This window comes from Flavobacterium limnophilum (assembly GCF_027111315.2).
GTDB lineage: Bacteria > Bacteroidota > Bacteroidia > Flavobacteriales > Flavobacteriaceae > Flavobacterium > Flavobacterium limnophilum.
Genome location: NZ_CP114289.2, coordinates 2,807,033 through 2,826,476 on the forward strand (window position 1 = coordinate 2,807,033; position 19,444 = coordinate 2,826,476).

The window sequence follows — 19,444 nt, forward strand, 5'->3', positions numbered from 1 at the left end:
ATTAAATATCGTGTTTTCTAATCTTTAATCAAACCACAACTACAGCAGATGATAACATCATTACTCGTGCAATATCGTGTTTTCTAATCTTTAATCAAACCACAACTGCTTTGGGGTCTGTACTTTTTTAGCCTCGAATATCGTGTTTTCTAATCTTTAATCAAACCACAACTCCATTAGGCCACATTGATTTTATATTCTCAATATCGTGTTTTCTAATCTTTAATCAAACCACAACTTATCTATTGAAGAAGTAACAGATGACCTAAATATCGTGTTTTCTAATCTTTAATCAAACCACAACCAATTTGGAGACCCAAAAGGAAATATTAAAAATATCGTGTTTTCTAATCTTTAATCAAACCACAACCAAGAAATTTTCGATAAAAAGAAAAATCCAAATATCGTGTTTTCTAATCTTTAATCAAACCACAACTGACCGACACTGTTTTAGTAACTTCGCCAAAATATCGTGTTTTCTAATCTTTAATCAAACCACAACTGATTCTTCAGCCAATCTCAACAAGTTCATAATATCGTGTTTTCTAATCTTTAATCAAACCACAACTGAATTCAGAATGTAAATACATTCCAAAAGAATATCGTGTTTTCTAATCTTTAATCAAACCACAACCCGCGTGTAAGTGGGACACCATCATACCATAATATCGTGTTTTCTAATCTTTAATCAAACCACAACAATATATCGAAACCAGTTCTATTTTTAATAAATATCGTGTTTTCTAATCTTTAATCAAACCACAACAGACACCGTAACTGCTCATTTTACTAACAAATATCGTGTTTTCTAATCTTTAATCAAACCACAACGAAGACGTTTTCTATAAATCAGTAGAGGAAAATATCGTGTTTTCTAATCTTTAATCAAACCACAACCAGTGCAGCGATGGACGGCCGTGTATATTTAATATCGTGTTTTCTAATCTTTAATCAAACCACAACCCGTTGCGATCGCGTCTTTAAGCGGCTGCAAATATCGTGTTTTCTAATCTTTAATCAAACCACAACTGCGGATCAATAAACAAATCTACCTTTAAAAATATCGTGTTTTCTAATCTTTAATCAAACCACAACCTTGATCTTCTTGTAAATCAATGGCCAATTAATATCGTGTTTTCTAATCTTTAATCAAACCACAACGAATAAATTAGCCGATAAAAATGATATTGAATATCGTGTTTTCTAATCTTTAATCAAACCACAACTTTCGAAGGCGCAATTTATAAAGCCGACAAAATATCGTGTTTTCTAATCTTTAATCAAACCACAACTACGACTTGGCAAATGACCGCTACTGGATGAATATCGTGTTTTCTAATCTTTAATCAAACCACAACTATTTCGACAATTACATCTAAAGGATAGCTAATATCGTGTTTTCTAATCTTTAATCAAACCACAACCAACTAATCCGCCTGTTCCGAACTCTACAAAATATCGTGTTTTCTAATCTTTAATCAAACCACAACCCGAAAGGCTGCAGTATTATGAAGTACGATAATATCGTGTTTTCTAATCTTTAATCAAACCACAACTTATACCATAAGAAAGTACCCATACTACTTAATATCGTGTTTTCTAATCTTTAATCAAACCACAACCTGGGTATGAATACAAATCTTTTAATAAAAATATCGTGTTTTCTAATCTTTAATCAAACCACAACCTAAACGTGCCTATTGGATTGTTATTTGACAATATCGTGTTTTCTAATCTTTAATCAAACCACAACCTTGTTTTGGACTATAAAAAACAAGGACAAAATATCGTGTTTTCTAATCTTTAATCAAACCACAACCACGCGCAAAAGAGTTATTTATAAAATCAGAATATCGTGTTTTCTAATCTTTAATCAAACCACAACTGTAATTGAGCAATAAAGGAAATAGTAAATAATATCGTGTTTTCTAATCTTTAATCAAACCACAACTGATATACTTAAATGCAAGGGCTTTGTAAAATATCGTGTTTTCTAATCTTTAATCAAACCACAACTCAAAAACTCCACGAATGGCACTTCGACATAATATCGTGTTTTCTAATCTTTAATCAAACCACAACCAAGACAAAAACGGAGTTGATATTTATGAAAATATCGTGTTTTCTAATCTTTAATCAAACCACAACTCTGCAAATGTGCTGAAAAGAGTAATGGTAAATATCGTGTTTTCTAATCTTTAATCAAACCACAACATTTTAGGCTGCAATCCAATTTCGTGTAAAAATATCGTGTTTTCTAATCTTTAATCAAACCACAACAATCACGAGCTCCAGTATAACTTGCCGTAGAATATCGTGTTTTCTAATCTTTAATCAAACCACAACAGGATAGTTTCAGTACATCAAACATTAATTAATATCGTGTTTTCTAATCTTTAATCAAACCACAACTATTTGAATTAAATTAGTAAAAAATTAAATAATATCGTGTTTTCTAATCTTTAATCAAACCACAACAAAGATGCTGTAGTGGTAGCGCACAACCAAATATCGTGTTTTCTAATCTTTAATCAAACCACAACATAATATCATAATTCACGATATCACTATTAAATATCGTGTTTTCTAATCTTTAATCAAACCACAACAGAAGTTGGTCAGAAAGTAACGGCAATAAAAATATCGTGTTTTCTAATCTTTAATCAAACCACAACTGTATTTGTTTTTTGCCGTAGTTGTCCGAAAATATCGTGTTTTCTAATCTTTAATCAAACCACAACTACTATTGGGATAATTTCAATATTATGATTAATATCGTGTTTTCTAATCTTTAATCAAACCACAACACTTTAGGCATATTCGACACTAACAAATATAATATCGTGTTTTCTAATCTTTAATCAAACCACAACCACGTGCTGGTTCGTTTGTTGAAAAACCTTAATATCGTGTTTTCTAATCTTTAATCAAACCACAACAGGTAAATGTTCAGTCCGATTGGAATGAAAATATCGTGTTTTCTAATCTTTAATCAAACCACAACAAGGTTGAAGTGTTGCAAAAACTACTCAACAATATCGTGTTTTCTAATCTTTAATCAAACCACAACCGAGGTTTAAGGTTTTATAATCCTCACAATAATATCGTGTTTTCTAATCTTTAATCAAACCACAACTACTTTCCGTTTGCATCGTCGACTTCCATAATATCGTGTTTTCTAATCTTTAATCAAACCACAACTCGATTGCTTGATTGTGTGTCGGTTGGCGAAATATCGTGTTTTCTAATCTTTAATCAAACCACAACTTACCGGCAACTAGCGGTAAATTCATCACAAATATCGTGTTTTCTAATCTTTAATCAAACCACAACTATCCACTTGATGATTTATTAATGCGTGGTAATATCGTGTTTTCTAATCTTTAATCAAACCACAACCGAGGTTTTCTGTTTTATAATCCTCACAAAATATCGTGTTTTCTAATCTTTAATCAAACCACAACTGCTGGTCAACATAATCCATCATCAACTCCAATATCGTGTTTTCTAATCTTTAATCAAACCACAACCTTGAAATTAAACCTTTCAAATTTTCACCTAATATCGTGTTTTCTAATCTTTAATCAAACCACAACAACGTTGGTCAATTTGGTCAAAAGTATCTTAATATCGTGTTTTCTAATCTTTAATCAAACCACAACAGTTGAAAGTTATACCAATTTCGCAACGTAATATCGTGTTTTCTAATCTTTAATCAAACCACAACTCAATTCCTTCAATCTTGCAAATCAATTCTAATATCGTGTTTTCTAATCTTTAATCAAACCACAACTTTACAAAAGGGTTTGATGTTTGCGATGTCAATATCGTGTTTTCTAATCTTTAATCAAACCACAACCTTTGTTCGATTTCGCCCGTGACTTCTTTTAATATCGTGTTTTCTAATCTTTAATCAAACCACAACTAGGATTAAAGATATAATCGTTCAACTGGCAATATCGTGTTTTCTAATCTTTAATCAAACCACAACAAAGGCAATCCATTCAGGTCTTTTGCGGAAAATATCGTGTTTTCTAATCTTTAATCAAACCACAACCTCCTGCGATTAAGTATCTCGGTGTTTGAGAATATCGTGTTTTCTAATCTTTAATCAAACCACAACTACAGGACAGCGGTTGGAGTAGATAATAGTAATATCGTGTTTTCTAATCTTTAATCAAACCACAACAGATGTACCGACTGATTTCATCGCTGGAAAATATCGTGTTTTCTAATCTTTAATCAAACCACAACAAGGCCATTCACCTATAATTCCATTAGGGTAATATCGTGTTTTCTAATCTTTAATCAAACCACAACCGAGCCATTAAAGCCATATTATCCTCGTTTAATATCGTGTTTTCTAATCTTTAATCAAACCACAACAGGAAGATGCAAAACAGTCTTGTTTAGGATAATATCGTGTTTTCTAATCTTTAATCAAACCACAACTGGTCTTTTAAAACCCTAATTCGTTTAAAAAATATCGTGTTTTCTAATCTTTAATCAAACCACAACTTATGTTGATGCTATTATTATGGCAAAGAAATATCGTGTTTTCTAATCTTTAATCAAACCACAACTTGCGTGATCTTGTACAACTTTCAAGTCGGAATATCGTGTTTTCTAATCTTTAATCAAACCACAACCGACGCTATTAATTATCCCTTCGATATGAAATATCGTGTTTTCTAATCTTTAATCAAACCACAACAGGAGCGGATCCGGTAAGGTTTGCAGTCGTAATATCGTGTTTTCTAATCTTTAATCAAACCACAACTACTTTTGCTTTTGCTATTAAAGCACTAGTAATATCGTGTTTTCTAATCTTTAATCAAACCACAACCGTGGATAGCTCATTAATTTTAACTTTAAAAATATCGTGTTTTCTAATCTTTAATCAAACCACAACATTATAACGCCTCTTATTCCTTTTTTCTTAAATATCGTGTTTTCTAATCTTTAATCAAACCACAACTGAAAGCTACTGCATCCCTGCTGGGCGGATGCCATACCTTTCAGTTGTGGTTTGGCTGTTTAAGAGGTCGAAAAACTATGTCAAAGAACTTTTAGAAATCTTGTCTCCCAATGATTGTGATGATTTCAATTTCATTCCCTTTGATATTGAAATAAATGGTGTCAACTCCACAAACACAAAAACGATCTACATCCCTGTACTTTGTAACGACTGGAAACATAAACGGATTTGATGCTATTTTATTAAAACAATCAAACAACATATCGTAATATTTATTTGCTTGTTGCAAACCAAATCTCCATAAACCATACTCAAAAATCCTTACAATATCTTCTTCTGCTTCAAAAGATAAATGACACTTATACATTTAGCCTACTTTTAATTTCCACCAAAAGCTCTTCTTTGGTTTTAGTGCTAAAACCGCTTTTCAAACCTCTATCAATTTTCATTTGCACATAGTGGTGGTACTCTTCTCGCTCACGAGCTTGCTTGATTAAATAATTTACCGCTTCACTTTTGCTCGTAAATTCTTCTTTACTAACTTGTTCTTTTAACCATTCATCATTTTGATTGGCTAAAGTGATACTTTGTCGTGCCATAATAATAGTTTTTTTGTTTGGTGTAAATTTACACCAAACTTTTTGAAATGGAATTACATTTTGAAAACTTTATCAATAAACGCCCAGCTTACAATGCCTTAACTTTAACCAATGTTATTTTGTGTCTTTCAAAGCAAACAATTATTACCTACAAACCAAAGCCTTTCCGGTATTGATCGTGGGCATCATCAGCTCTTTTTTCCAACAAATCAGTTTCAATAATTTTAGGATTTTCCAATACAATAGTGGTGTATATTTCAATGGCCAATCCATCAAAAACTTGATCTGGATTAGTCGTTAGCTTGCTTACAAAAGCTTTAAAACTCACTCCTTGTTCCAACATATTGGCAATGGCAATATTTTCATAAGCTGCCAAATAGCCTAATTTATGGCTACCAAAATAGACCTCAACCGCAAAACTATCATAGTGATTATTTATTTCTCGATGAAGCACCAATTCCTGACCAACAACAAGTTGACTTCTCACTTTTCCAAATTGATAATGCGTTAAACCCTTGACATAATTGTCATATATTTTGACTGGTTTTTGCGACCAAGTGGTATTAGGAATGATCAAACCTGTTGTTCCTAAACCTAAAGTCCTAAAAAATCTAATCGATTCATAACTTATTTGAAATTTATTTTCCCGCTCGGAGAAATTTTAAAATCAATATTTTCAACACAAGCTTTAAAATTACTTAAACGTATTCTTAATTTTTGAGCTGGTTTTATAAAATCTAATGAAGATTCTTCAATTAAATTCTTATCCGCATCTCCTTGAGCGTGATGTCTCAAATTAATTCTACTATCATTTTCAAATTGAGTTATTTTATACAAACGATTACTCAATTCTAAATGCGACAACTGTTTAAGTTCATCTTTACTAGATTCATAAAATAAAACCATTTGATTTACTTTTAATAAATAAGAAAATGGAATTAAAATTTCAGATTTTTTGTCTTTGTTTTTTACAATATTATTTTCAATTGGTATTTCCAATTTTTTATTTCCTTGATTGTATTTTGCTACTTCAAAAGCCGAAATTGTTTTATGAATTCTTTCTACCTTACCTTTCTCATTTAAAGCTTCATAGACAGCCATTGCAAAAATATTTTCCAATTTGGCGTAATAATTTTCTTTGTGCTCTTTTCTTTTACCTTGAGAAACGTGACTTTGCTTTTTAATGGTTGGCAATTGTCTAAAATTAGTTTTTATTCTAACTTTTTTAATCAACATACTTTTCAAATTATCTTCTTCAGGCAAAAGAATAAATCCTTCGTCAGTTCTAATATTCTTTAGTCCGTGTTTTTTTATTCTCTGCTTTATAGCTTCATCAACAATATTTTCAATACTTGCCTCATTTAAGTTACTGGCCCAATCTCTTTTTACAAACCAAATTTCTTTTTCGTCTTTTTCATTTACTCTTTCAATCGCTCCGTAAAAAGTATCTAAATGCAAGGAACTTCTAATTCCTTGTCCTTCTTGATAAATTACATTACCTGACTTATCATATTGAATTTTATTCCTGATTTTCAGTTTCCTCTTGGTTTGTTTCAATAAATTGTCTTTATGATTATGTACTACTAAAATTGATTCTTTTAATTTATCAATATCTTCCGTAAAAGTTGACCAAGGTTTTTGAACTTTAAATTTTTCAATTTTACCGAGTGATTCAGACTCATTAAACGCCTGTGCTAAAGAATCTCTTATACTTTTATCCATACAAGTCAGCACAACCGCATCAATAGCGTGATGATAATGTAACGTTCTGTCTTTTTTAGGCAAACCCCACGACTGGCGAATATCAGCAACCATTGTACCTTTGGCTGGAAAGACATTATTGAACAACGACCCTAAAAATAATTTTGAATATTTGGTAATAATTCCAGTGTCAACCAATTGACTATTCTTGAATTTTGGATTTATTTCTTTATCTGTAAAGCGCTTGTATTTTTCATTCCAATAATTAAACTCTAACGATAAATAATGTCTTTGTTGGATTGCTCTATCTTTTTGTTCAACCGTAGAAGCTACTTTAGAAAAATATCTTTGCTGTTCAATTTTCTCTTTCAAATCCTCAATCTTCTCTTTCCAATGACTAGTATTAATAGTTACATTTTGGATATACTTAGTATCTATTTCTTCTAATTCCTGAGGAATTCTATTACCTTTAATTTTATTAAAAAGTTTTTCGGCTAAAGTTTTATTGACTAATGAATTATCAAAAGATTTACTTCTTGGAAAAGTATGCTCAATTTCAAATTTTGGATTATCTCCAAATAAGTTTTCAATACTTATCGGTATATTTGTATAAAGACATCGCTTGTTTTGTTCTTCCATCAATCGATATTTCAAAATATCAATATCAGTTACCTTATAACCTTTCTCTATTGCATATTCTTCTAATCTTTCTTTGAATTTTTTATTCTCATTTTCTCTTTCACGTTGCCATCTTTCAATTGCCAATCGCTTATTTTTATCATTCAATTCACGAGCCAATTCAATAATGATGGTAGTGTCTGAACTTATTTTCTTTTCTTTTAGCAACGAATTAACCAATTTCCTTAAATAATGAAGTGTTCGCATTGCCATCGGATTTCTAACTGATGCTGTAAATGGACTTCCTAGCAATCCATCGTTACTCTCCTGATAGGTATCAATTGCTGATGGATGGTATAATTTATCCGATTGTGTAGAAGAAACTTTGAATTCATCAATCAAAAACTGTTTGATTATTTCATCCAATCTTGGTTTAGACAAATGATAACCACCAAATCTTCTTTTTTGTAATTGACTTTGAAAATTAAACTCTATTTCAGATTGTATTTCATTTTTTAAATCCTCACTAAACTTGTTCCACCTGTCTTTTCCATAAAATACAATTATCTTTTCAGAAACACTTTTTTTGTCAGTTTCATCCAAAACATATTCAGCATCCGAATTATCATATTCCTTTATAAAATCTTCTAAAAGAGAATTTACAATGTCAATTTTTAAAGTTTGGTCTTTATAACCATCTATAATATTGGAAATATTATCTTGAACATATTGTTTTTTCTCCAACCATTTTTCTTTCCCAATTATTTGAGGAATATTAGCATAAAAAACAGCGTGAGAATAAATAATGTTTTGTTCTAAAAAAGGAAGAATATTAACAATTGCTTTTTTACTTAGCGAAGCATATCCTTGCTTTAAATTAATTTTCTCATATCTTTCAACTTGTTCTTCAGTAATATCATATCGACTCCTAATGAAATGCTTCACTTTTTCAGAAGTAACATCGTTCACAAAATCGCCTGAAAAAAATAAAGTATGCCACAATTCATCGATTAAGTCGTCAGTAGATTTTTTATCTGATAGTTTATACTTACTACAGATTATCTCTTTACAATCTTCCCAATCATTTGCATCATAAACATCTTTTAACAAACTCATAGTTGGATTTCCAACTATTGGATATTTGTCGTTATAATTAAACTCAAAGTATAAATTATTCTTTTTTGCTTTTGTATTGACTACTTTAGATATTTCAGCAAACTTAAAACTTGGCTTGCTTTTTCTAAAAAACAATTCTTTAACCAAATTAAAATACTCTGGATAATTGGAAAGAAACTGAAATTTATCTAGACTTCTTTCTTTGACTTTTATTGAATTTAAAAATTGATACATTCTAAATTCTTCAAACAAAGGATGACTTACCGCACAACGAGTTTTGCTTGGTTCAAGGGTACACTTACCAACACTTCCCTTTTGAGATTTCAACGGCCGTTGAAAAAATATAGCTTTAAAAAGTTTGTCAGCCAGTACAGTAGCAATTTTTTGATTTTTTATTAAAACATTAAATTCTTCTATATAACTTATTCTTGAAGAATTAACTTCATTATCATCACCAGCATATTTAGCCTTTCTAACACTTTCCCCTTCTTCCAATTGCTCATACAAGTATTCTCCTAAAGTTTTATCTCCTCTTTTTTCTTTTTCTTGTAGATAAACAACCAAATCTTTTCCTGCATCTGCATCCTTTCTTCCACTTTTAAAGCCTCTTCTTTGGCAAATGTGATACAAAGCTCTTCCAAATTCAAAATTAGAAACAGAATCATTCGAAGCATTACTTCTTGCTTCATAAGGATTAATTTTTAACCATTCTCTAAATTCAAAATTTTCAGTTGGATAAACACAAGACTTGCCTTTTGTATAAAGAGCCCAATTATTCAACTCATCAATTGTTAATGGACACATTCCATTCTCAATTAACAACTTCAATAAATCAGATTTTCTTTGTTTTCTTCTAGAATATAATTTTCTTGAAGCTCTTTTTTTTGTTCTTTCTGATGCTAAAGAAAATTCAACTCCCTTTTCTTCACCAACCCCTTGAGGAAAAACAATAACTCCTGAATCTAAAATCTGATTTTTATTATCTATATTATTATCTCTGATTGCCCACCCAATCGAGTTTGTTCCTAAATCCAATCCTAATATTTTAGCCATAACAATCTATTTTTGTAAGAATTTTTAAAGTTATGGAGAAAATAATTACCCACTTTACGGTTTTCCTCATTCGAACTAAAGTTTTTTTTACATATATTTGTTACTGATTAAAATTTCTAATCTTTAATCTTATCACAATAAGGCTATATGCCGTAGAGAAATCTTTAGTCCTGCTTCGGTGGGACTTCTTTTTGCTAAACTCCCAAGAGAATTTCTTTTTCATCAATACGATTGACTTAAATGGCCATGGCCAAATAAACAAACTGCCATGTCTGAATAATAATTTGGCCGCGTCAGTTTATTTGTTACGTAAAGACGAATTTGTATCTTTGAGCGTACAACTTTCAAAATCAATACTTATGGCTGTTCCTTTTACTGTAACAAAAAAAAACATTCCCAGTAAACCCAATCCCATAATTGGGTATTATCCTAGGGTTGCCACAAGTGGCGTCCTGGATTTAGAAGATTTATCCGAACGTGTTTCCATCAGCTGCTCCGCAACCCAGTCCGATTGTTATGCAGTGGTCATTGGTCTTGTCAAGGAAATAACATCTGCTTTAGAACAAGGCAACATAGTACGATTAGGACAATTAGGCTCTTTTCAAATAAGCATACAAAGCACTGGGAGTGCTACTCCTGAAGAAGTAGATAAATCGAAAATAAAACGCAGTTCGATTATTTTCCGTCCTGGCAAAAAACTCAAACTAATGCTAAAACAATTGGTTTTCAAAAAGATAATTAAACCTTAAAAAACTAATAATTCCATTTTTTTCTAAATACAAATTCATCCCCACAAACCAAAAGCTTTGTTAAATGATGGTATTACCATAGGCAAATAGAATATCTTTATAAAAGTTGACACTATTAATCCTAAAACAAACACGATGGAAAATAATGATCTTGGTTCAAAAAAGATGAACAATAAGCAAAATACGCCTGAGGAATTCAGCAACGAAATCCTACCAGAGAATTATGATCCTGCAGCAACAAAACTCGTGGCAGAAGTAGAAACCAATAGCAGTGGAGAACAAAAAATCGTGCACCGAGCACGGAATATTGACTCTAATCCCGAACAAAATAGTAGCGTAGATAACAAACAACCGAGTTCTAGTGTCGAGATTTTCTCGGATAAAGAAACCCAAAGAATGATCGAAAACAAAGACCACAACTCGGATATTACCGCCTTTCGATATCCCAATTCCGATCCCGACAATCACGAAGACAGGGGAAACATGAAGTTAGACGAATAATTTTTTTGTTTTTTTGAGTAGCCAACAAGAAAGGGATTTTTTGTTGGCTATTTTTTTTACTCTTTTACTACACCCCAATTAAAATAGTATAAAAAAAACGCCAATTATTCCTTACTTTTACCTTCCACAAAAACCCTTCTTCTTATGTCAAACATGCTTCCGTTTTTACTGCTGTTCATTATTGCCCTCGCCATTGGAATTTTTATTGGCAAACTCCTATTTTCGGCACGATTCCAATCAGACAAAATTAGTCTGGAAGAAAAGTTGATTGCCTTGAATGACCAGTTGAACCAACAAAAAGAACAATTCCTGCTCGACAAAAACAGTTTCGAGAAACAACTCGAATTGGCCAATGCCGAAAAAGAAAGCATTAGAAACGAAAAAGACAGCTTGGCTATTCAACTGACCAAGAAAGAGGTGGATTTTGAAAATCTTTGGGAACGCAACAAGGAACAAAAAGAAGAAGTGGAAAAACTACAGGAAAAATTCACCAAGGAATTCGAGAATTTGGCCAATAAAATCTTGGACGAAAAATCAAGCAAGTTCACCGAACAAAACAAAGAGAACATGAAAAACATCCTGTCGCCATTGCAAGACAAGATTCAATTGTTCGAAAAGAAAGTCGAAGACACCCACAAGGAAAGCATCGATTATCACGCCGCTTTACGCCAACAAATCTTGGGCTTGAAAGAAATGAACCTCCAAATGAGCAAGGAAACCCTGAACCTGACCAAAGCCTTGAAAGGGGACAGCAAAATGCAGGGAAATTGGGGCGAATTGGTTTTGGAACGCGTGCTTGAAAAATCCGGATTGGAAAAGGGACGTGAATACGAAGTACAACAAAGTCACACAACAGAGGAAGGAAACAGAGTATTTCCTGATGTGGTCATCAATCTGCCTGACGGAAAAAAGATGATTGTCGATTCTAAAGTTTCTTTGACTGCCTACGAAAAATACATTAACGAGGATGACGATGAAACAGCAAAAACCCGTTATTTGAAAGAGCATGTCAATTCGATAAAATTTCACGTAGAAAATTTAGGAAATAAAAATTACCAGGATTTATACCAAATTGAAAGCCCAGATTTCGTCCTGCTTTTCATCCCGATGGAACCCGCTTTTGCCTTGGCGCTGAACGATGACACAACTTTATACAACAAGGCTTTCGAGAAAAATATCGTGATTGTAACCCCTTCTACTCTTTTGGCGACATTACGCACAATTGACAGTATGTGGACCAATCAAAAACAACAAGAAAATGCTTTTGAAATTGCCCGTCAAGCCGGAGCTTTGTATGATAAATTTGAAGGATTTGTTACCGATTTAATTAAAATTGGAAAGAAAATTGACGAAAGCAAAGTCGAATACCAAGGCGCGATGAACAAACTCGTGGACGGCAAAGGAAACCTCATCACGAGTGTCGAAAAATTGAAAAAAATGGGAGCTAAAGCCAAAAAAGCATTGCCCGACAACATCCTGAATCGTGCCAATGCAGATCAGGAATAAAGCAATTAATATTAATATAACCATATGCGTCAGTTCGAGTGTTTATTTAAAAAATGCGACAGCTTTTTTTGAATAAATGTATCGAGAACCCAACATAGCAAACTTCTCGATACAATTTTGAATCGTAAAGCTGTCGCATTACCATTCAAAATCACTCGAAGTGACGGAATATTTTTATTAGGGCAAAAGGAAATAAAAGCAAATTTTCTATTTACAAACTGCTGTTGGAAACCGCAAAACTTCGGTATTCGCTAGGTGTTTTACCGGTTCTTTTTTTGAAGAAAATGGGGAAATAATCGGGGTTTTCAAAGTTCAAACTATACGATATTTCCTTGATGGGCAAGTTGGTATTGTACAACAAAAGTTTGGCTTCGTTCAATTTTAATTCCACCATGTATTTGGAGGGAGAAGTTCCCGTCAACTCCTTGAATGCCCTGCGGAATCCCGAATAGCTCATGCCAAGGTTTTTGGCAATATCTTCGGCAGAGGTATTTTTGTAGATGTCTTCCCGCATCATCACTTTGGCTTTGTTGATTTTGTTGATGAGCTCTTCATCTTCAAAATCCCGTGTTTTGTCACGATAATACATCAATCCCAAAATATTCATCACAATACCCGAAAGTGCTTGCTGGAATCCGGCGCGTTCTTCGTTGGCAATTTCTATGGCCTTGTAATACAAATCGATTATTTCTTCGTTCATTCCGATGTTGAACACAGGCGGCCTGTTCAAGAAAAAACCTTCTTTGACTATTTTTTCGATGATTTCTCCTTTGAAACCAATCCAATATTCATTCCATCCCGAATTCTCCAAAGGTTTATAGGTATGCCAAACTCCGGGCATCAGGAAAAACATTTTCCCTTCGGTAATAAAACAAGATTGCTTGGAATGCCCAAAAGTAAAAACACCGTTCCCGTTCGTGATATACAGCAACTGGTATTCATTCAATATTCGGCCTTTGTCTACATTGAAATAATAGCCGACAGGGTGTTTATCAGGAGGATAACTTTCTTTTTCGGTAATATTTTGACGTCCAACAGTCGTAATGGTTAAGCCCCACAACTCGTCTTCTTCCGAAGTTATGGGGTAATTAACACTATTATTTTTGTCGTTATAAATCATTGCAACTTTTCTATCAAGGAAAAAACTTCAGCAAAAAAAACAAAAAAAGACACGAATTCCACGAATTAACACGAAATATATCCCGTTAAAATTTCACAAATCTACCACAGCATAAAATACTTTGTATAATCATCTTTTGAATCCCAATAATCTGTGATAATTCGTGAAATTCGTGTCAAATTCTTTTTTAACGTGTTCGAATTGGCTTTTCTCTACAAATATAAAAAATAATCATTACATTGAATTCCCGATTCCCACCAATACCACCGACAACAAAATTACCACAATTCCTGTAGCGATTGTCCATTTGGTTTTAGGGGCAACTCCAGACCATTCTTTTCGATAAATCCCCCACATGTTGGCGGTCAATATGATGGTCGACATGTGCAAAATCCAAGAACTGGCTCCATTTCCTAATTTGCTTTCGCCCATTCCGTAAAAGAAGAACTGCAAAAACCAGGTAGTTCCAGCCAAGGCACAAAACATGACATTACGGGTAATTGGAGTCGTTTTATCAGTGAAGTTTTGGTATGATTTATTTTTCAAACTCAAAATGGTCGTCCAGATTAAATTAGTTGTCAATCCACCCCAAAGAATCACCACAAAAATCACGTTGTTTTGGTAAAGAAATTCTCCCTGATTGGGATTCAATACTTTCCATGCTTCATTGGCCACATCGGCCATTGGTTTTCCGGCTTCGATTCCGAAATTGAAAAACGAACTCAAAATCCCCGAAATCACGGCAATAATCAATCCTTTGACCAAATCGAATTCGGCAACACTGGCATTTTGTTGCTCTTTGGTTAATTCACGCTCTTTCATCATTCCGGCCTTACCAGAAATACCGATACCCAGAAGACAAACCAAAACACCAAGAAGTACCAACTGTCCTCCGCTGGTGGATAACATGTCGGTAAAAGAAACCTTGCCGACTGTTGGATAAATTGTGTAATAAATGGAAGGCACCACGGCTCCAAAAGCAGCGCAGAATCCCAACACCACTGAATTCCCCAGGGACATTCCCAAGTAGCGAACACCCAAACCGTAAGTCAAGCCACCAATTCCCCAAAATAACCCCATCACAAAGGTCAGGATTAAAATGGGTGTGGAACAATTGGCAATAATGGCTCCAAATCCTGGAATGGTTAAATAAGCGGCCAATGGCGGTACAATTAGCCAAGAAAACAAACCACCAACAATCCAGAAGCTTTCCCAAGCCCATCCTTTTACCTTGTTGTAAGGCATATAAAAACTACCCGAAGCAAAACCTCCGATAGAATGAAAAAGTAATCCTAAAAGTGCATTCATCTTTTATTGAAATCTGCCCTAATCCATACGTTTAATACCATTTAAGTTTTAAATTTACTAATATAAATCAATCTAAATGTACACGTCAGTTCGAGTGTTTTATTAAAAATGCGATAGCTTTTTTAATAAAATGTATCGAGAACTCCAACATTGAAAACTTCTCGATACAATTTTTAATAGTAAAGCTATCGCATTACTATTAAAAATCACTCGAAGAGACGGTGCTTTTTATTCCAGTAAAATCAAAAAATAAAACGGTAAATTATAAAAATAGCAGACAATTAATTGGTTAGTAAATAGAAAAAATCAAGATAAAAAAACTCCCCAACCTCTTTTTTACAAGAAATTGAGGAGTTGCAAATTTATCTTTTTGAAGTTACATTTCTTTCATATTCTTGAATGTCTGAAATATAATCTTCAGCTGGAGTGATTCCTTTTGTTGAACAATAGTAATCATATACGGCAGCCCAAGGCAATGATTTGGCTTCTTCCAACAAGGCCAAACGTTCGAAATTTTGACCGTTTGCTTCGAAAGAATTCAATTGTGCACTTGGTTCCAATAAGGCTTGTAAAAATGCTTTTTGAGTGGCGCGAACACCAATTACGTAAGCACCAATTCTGTTGATAGACGCATCGAAGAAATCCAATCCTACGTGAACTCTATCCAAAGCTTTGGCACGAATAATTTCTTGAGCAATAGCTTGCAATTCGTCGTTTAAAATCACGACGTGATCGCTATCCCAACGAACACCGCGACTTACGTGAAGCAAGATTTCGGGAGTAAATAATAATAAAGAAGAAATTTTATCGGAGATTACTTCTGTAGGGTGAAAATGTCCCGCATCCAAAGTAATCATTTTGTTGTTGGCAATGCCATAACCCATATAAAATTCGTGGGAACCCACTACAAAACTTTCGCTTCCAATACCAAATAATTTACATTCGATACTATCCAACATCAATTCGTCATTCGATTTGTATTCGAAGATTTTATCCAATGAATTTTTCAAGTTTTGACGATATAACGAACGATCTACAATTAAATCTTTCGACCCGTCTGGAATCCAGATGTTGTGAATACATTTTGAACCCAATTGACGTCCGATTTCTTCGGCAATTTTACGACAACGAATCACGTGTTCTACCCAAAACTCACGAATGGCAGGATCACGGTGTGACAATGTAAATCCATCTGCTGATTTTTCGTGGGAGAAACAAGTGGCGTTAAAATCTAATTTATAACCTTTATCTTTTGCCCAATCAATCCAGCTTTGGAAATGTTTTACTTCAATTTGGTCACGATCTACTTTTTCTCCACCAAAATCTCCGTACAAAGCGTGAAGATTCACTCGGTGTTCGCCCGGAATCAAAGACATTGCTTTGTCAATATCGGCACGAAGTTCGGCAATGGTTCTTGCTTTTCCTGGATAATTTCCAGTTACTTGGATTCCACCCGTCAATTCATCGTTACCTGTTTCAAAACCCTTTACGTCGTCGGCTTGCCAACAGTGTAGCGAGATGGATAACTTATCCATGTCGGCAATGGCTTTTTCCACGTCGATTCCAAGACCGGCATATCTAGTTTTTGCATATTCAAATGCTTGATTTATTTGTTCTGATTTCATTTTTTAATTAAATATGTAGTTAGTTAAAATGCTTTTTTATACAATTCCAAAATGTCGCCCAATTGTACTTCACGAGGATTTCCTGGAGTACAAACGTCTTCGAAAGCCGATTGGGAAAGTCGTTCCAAATCTTCTTCTTTCACATTCAAAAGCTGTAATTTTTCCGGAATACCCACTTCAATGGCCAGGTTTTTCACGGCATCCACGGCAGCTTGTGCAGCGTCTGCAAGTGATAAATGATCCACTTTAATTCCCATGGCACGGGCAATGTCAACATATTTGGCAATGGAAGATTCGGTATTGTATTCCATGACGATTGGCAACAACAAGGCATTGGCAACTCCGTGTGGAATATCATAATAAGCTCCCAATGGATGCGCCATTCCGTGTACCAATCCTAATCCAACGTTCGAAAATCCCATTCCAGCAATGTATTGGGCAACGGCCATACCGTCACGCGCCACTATATCCGATGGGTTTTTTACAACCGCTGGCAAATGTTTGGCAATCATCTCGATGGCTTTCAATTCGAACATATCCGACATTTCCCAAGCCCCTTTGGTAATATACCCTTCGATGGCGTGAGTCAAGGCATCCATTCCTGTTGCTGCGGTCAAACTTGGCGGCAAGCTCAACATCAATTCGGCATCAACGATGGAAAGAACAGGAATAACATTCGGGTCAACACAAACCATTTTCTTCACGTTTTCTTCGTCGGTAATCACGTAGTTGATGGTTACTTCGGCAGCAGTTCCGGCAGTAGTTGGCAGGGCAATGATTGGAACAGATTTCTTTTTGGTATCTGCCACTCCTTCCAATGAAACCACGTCGGCAAATTCAGGATTGTTGGAAATAATTCCGATTCCTTTGGCAGTATCAATTGGCGAACCTCCACCAATGGCCACAATCGCATCGGCTCCAGATAAACTGAAGGCCACGACACCTTCTTTTACTTGGGCAACGGTTGGGTTTTGTTTTACATTCGAAAAAATAGTGTATTCGATTTTTGCTGCATCTAGAATACACGTTACTTTTTCGACTACTCCAAATTTCAACAAATCTTTGTCGGTAACGATAAAAACTTTTTTCAAGCCTCTTTTTTTGATTTCGTCTGCAAGAACGGAACGACTTCCTGCCCCATAATAGGACATTTCGTTTAAAATAATTCTTTTAATGGCACTCATGGTATTGTTATATTTTCAGTTTTATTAATTTATCTAATTATTGCACTAAAAGCCACTCGCAATTCATCGATTTCGGCATCTCCCATTGGACATAAAGGGCCAACCGAGGCAGCCATTACCAATGAATTGGCACTAAATTCGGCCACTTCCAAATAGTCGAATGTGTTTAGCAGTTTGTCGCCTGTAACAACAACACAGTCATTTTCGATTAAAACAACACGGTTTTTGTCAAACATATTTGCCATGCCATCGATATCATCGAATAAAGAACCGAAAGGTACTGAAGGTACATCCTGCAAGAAAATCCAGCTTTCCGGAATGGTTCGAACATCAAATTTGGTTCCGCTGATCGAGTGGGCCATCAAATTGGGAGACTGTGTCATAATGATGGAATTGATGTGCGGATTTTGTTCGTAAATGCGTTGGTGCAATGGCACTTGATAACTTGGGTTTTTATTGTCTTCAGTCATTCCGTTTTTAACCTGAATGATATTGTCGGCAGTAATGTTCCAACGAGAGACATCGTGCGGCGTAATCAAGAAGTCATTTCCACTCCAACGAGCTGAAACTGTTCCAAAAGTGGAAATCATTAATCCTTGCTCACAGGCACGGTGTATGATATTAACCATGTCTCTTCGAATGGCCAATTCATCTGATGGATATCCAGGATCCGAGAAACGAGTGGCTTTTGAAGGAATTTGTGCCCTGTATTGTTGAATTTGTTCATCGGTCAATGCGTTTACTTTCCCCAATTTTCCGGCACTTACGATGGTGCAACAGCACAATTCCAAAGTTTCAAATCGTTGGTAGGCATCCAGCATGTCAGATCCGCCCAACACAACTCCGTGGTTCTCCATAATTACGGCTTTACTGTCGGTACCAATAAATTGATCCGCAATTTTTTGACCCAATTCCTCACTTCCCGGACAACCATAAGGCGCATAACCTACTTTACCGCAAACAGAACGGAAATGGGGAGTAATATTGGTATTGGGAACTTGGCGAGTGATGCTGAAAGCCACCAATCCCGGAGGATGCGCGTGAATGATTGCATTGATTTCGGGACGCGCTTCAAAAATTGCTTTATGAAAAGGGAATTCAGATGATGGCTTGTGCAAACCTACGATAGTTCCGTCTTTTTTTACGCAAACAATATCCTTTGGAGTCAAATCTCCTTTATCTACAGCTGAAGGTGTAATCCAAATATCTCCATTTTTATCTCTTATCGAAATGTTACCCCCTGATGTTGTAGTCATTCCTTTTTTGTAAATTCTTCCAATGACCATGTTGATTTGCTCAACCGGGTGCATTAATTTAACGTCTAACTTTTTCATTATCTTACTTATTTATATCTTACTTATTTATTTTATTGTATATTATTTTTAT

General features: G+C 34.4%; 12 protein-coding genes and 1 CRISPR repeat array (1 of these 13 only partly in view). Of the genes, 3 read left to right on the forward strand and 9 right to left on the reverse strand.

Annotated features, from left to right (window positions below):
- Positions 1-4,978: direct repeats of the CRISPR family, unit length 36 nt; unit sequence AATATCGTGTTTTCTAATCTTTAATCAAACCACAAC; it begins 1,577 nt to the left of the window's first position.
- A gap of 91 nt (positions 4,979-5,069) precedes the next feature.
- The 4 genes from OZP13_RS11790 to cas9 form a co-directional block, all read right to left on the reverse strand.
- Positions 5,070-5,345 (reverse strand): type II toxin-antitoxin system RelE/ParE family toxin, encoded by a 276-nt coding sequence (locus tag OZP13_RS11790; RefSeq protein ID WP_269240333.1) that lies wholly within the window; start codon positions 5,343-5,345, stop codon positions 5,070-5,072.
- A complete protein-coding gene (locus OZP13_RS11795) occupies positions 5,338-5,577 on the reverse strand; it encodes a ribbon-helix-helix domain-containing protein (protein ID WP_269240335.1) in 240 nt (79 codons plus the stop codon). The genes OZP13_RS11790 and OZP13_RS11795 overlap by 8 nt, the downstream gene beginning before the upstream one ends.
- A 148-nt stretch (positions 5,578-5,725) precedes the next feature.
- On the reverse strand, positions 5,726-6,154 hold the full coding sequence (locus OZP13_RS11800; RefSeq protein WP_269240337.1) for an HIRAN domain-containing protein: 429 nt from the start codon (positions 6,152-6,154) through the stop codon (positions 5,726-5,728).
- A 50-nt stretch (positions 6,155-6,204) separates the two neighbouring features.
- Positions 6,205-10,065 carry a type II CRISPR RNA-guided endonuclease Cas9 gene (gene cas9, locus OZP13_RS11805; RefSeq protein ID WP_281297257.1) on the reverse strand — a complete coding sequence of 1,287 codons (3,861 nt, stop codon included), beginning with the start codon at positions 10,063-10,065 and terminating at the stop codon, positions 6,205-6,207.
- 359 nt (positions 10,066-10,424) lie between these two features.
- Between cas9 and OZP13_RS11810 the strand changes: the two genes are divergently transcribed.
- The 3 genes from OZP13_RS11810 (at position 10,425) to OZP13_RS11820 (ending at position 12,821) form a co-directional block, all read left to right on the forward strand.
- Positions 10,425-10,814: an HU family DNA-binding protein gene (locus tag OZP13_RS11810; protein WP_281297258.1), complete on the forward strand. Its 390-nt coding sequence runs from the start codon at positions 10,425-10,427 to the stop codon at positions 10,812-10,814.
- Positions 10,815-10,949: 135 nt separating this feature from the next.
- A complete protein-coding gene (locus OZP13_RS11815; RefSeq protein WP_281297259.1) occupies positions 10,950-11,315 on the forward strand; it encodes a hypothetical protein in 366 nt (121 codons plus the stop codon).
- A 144-nt stretch (positions 11,316-11,459) separates the two neighbouring features.
- Positions 11,460-12,821 carry a DNA recombination protein RmuC gene (locus OZP13_RS11820; protein WP_281297260.1) on the forward strand — a complete coding sequence of 454 codons (1,362 nt, stop codon included), beginning with the start codon at positions 11,460-11,462 and terminating at the stop codon, positions 12,819-12,821.
- Between the two features lie 211 nt (positions 12,822-13,032).
- Here OZP13_RS11820 and OZP13_RS11825 read toward each other — a convergent pair whose 3' ends face one another.
- From OZP13_RS11825 to OZP13_RS11845, 5 genes are all read right to left on the reverse strand, one after another.
- On the reverse strand, positions 13,033-13,941 hold the full coding sequence (locus OZP13_RS11825; protein WP_281297261.1) for an AraC family transcriptional regulator: 909 nt from the start codon (positions 13,939-13,941) through the stop codon (positions 13,033-13,035).
- Positions 13,942-14,175: 234 nt separating this feature from the next.
- Complete coding sequence (gene rhaT, locus OZP13_RS11830; protein WP_281297262.1) at positions 14,176-15,249, reverse strand: L-rhamnose/proton symporter RhaT; 1,074 nt, start codon at positions 15,247-15,249, stop codon at positions 14,176-14,178.
- Between the two features lie 362 nt (positions 15,250-15,611).
- Positions 15,612-16,874: an L-rhamnose isomerase gene (locus tag OZP13_RS11835; protein WP_281297263.1), complete on the reverse strand. Its 1,263-nt coding sequence runs from the start codon at positions 16,872-16,874 to the stop codon at positions 15,612-15,614.
- A gap of 23 nt (positions 16,875-16,897) precedes the next feature.
- Positions 16,898-18,058, reverse strand: coding sequence for a lactaldehyde reductase (gene fucO / locus OZP13_RS11840; protein WP_281297264.1), 1,161 nt, complete (start codon positions 18,056-18,058; stop codon positions 16,898-16,900).
- Positions 18,059-18,087: 29 nt separating this feature from the next.
- The gene (locus OZP13_RS11845; protein WP_281297265.1) at positions 18,088-19,392 is read right to left on the reverse strand and encodes a class II aldolase/adducin family protein; all 1,305 of its coding nucleotides are present in this window, start codon (positions 19,390-19,392) and stop codon (positions 18,088-18,090) included.
- Positions 19,393-19,444: the final 52 nt, after the last annotated feature.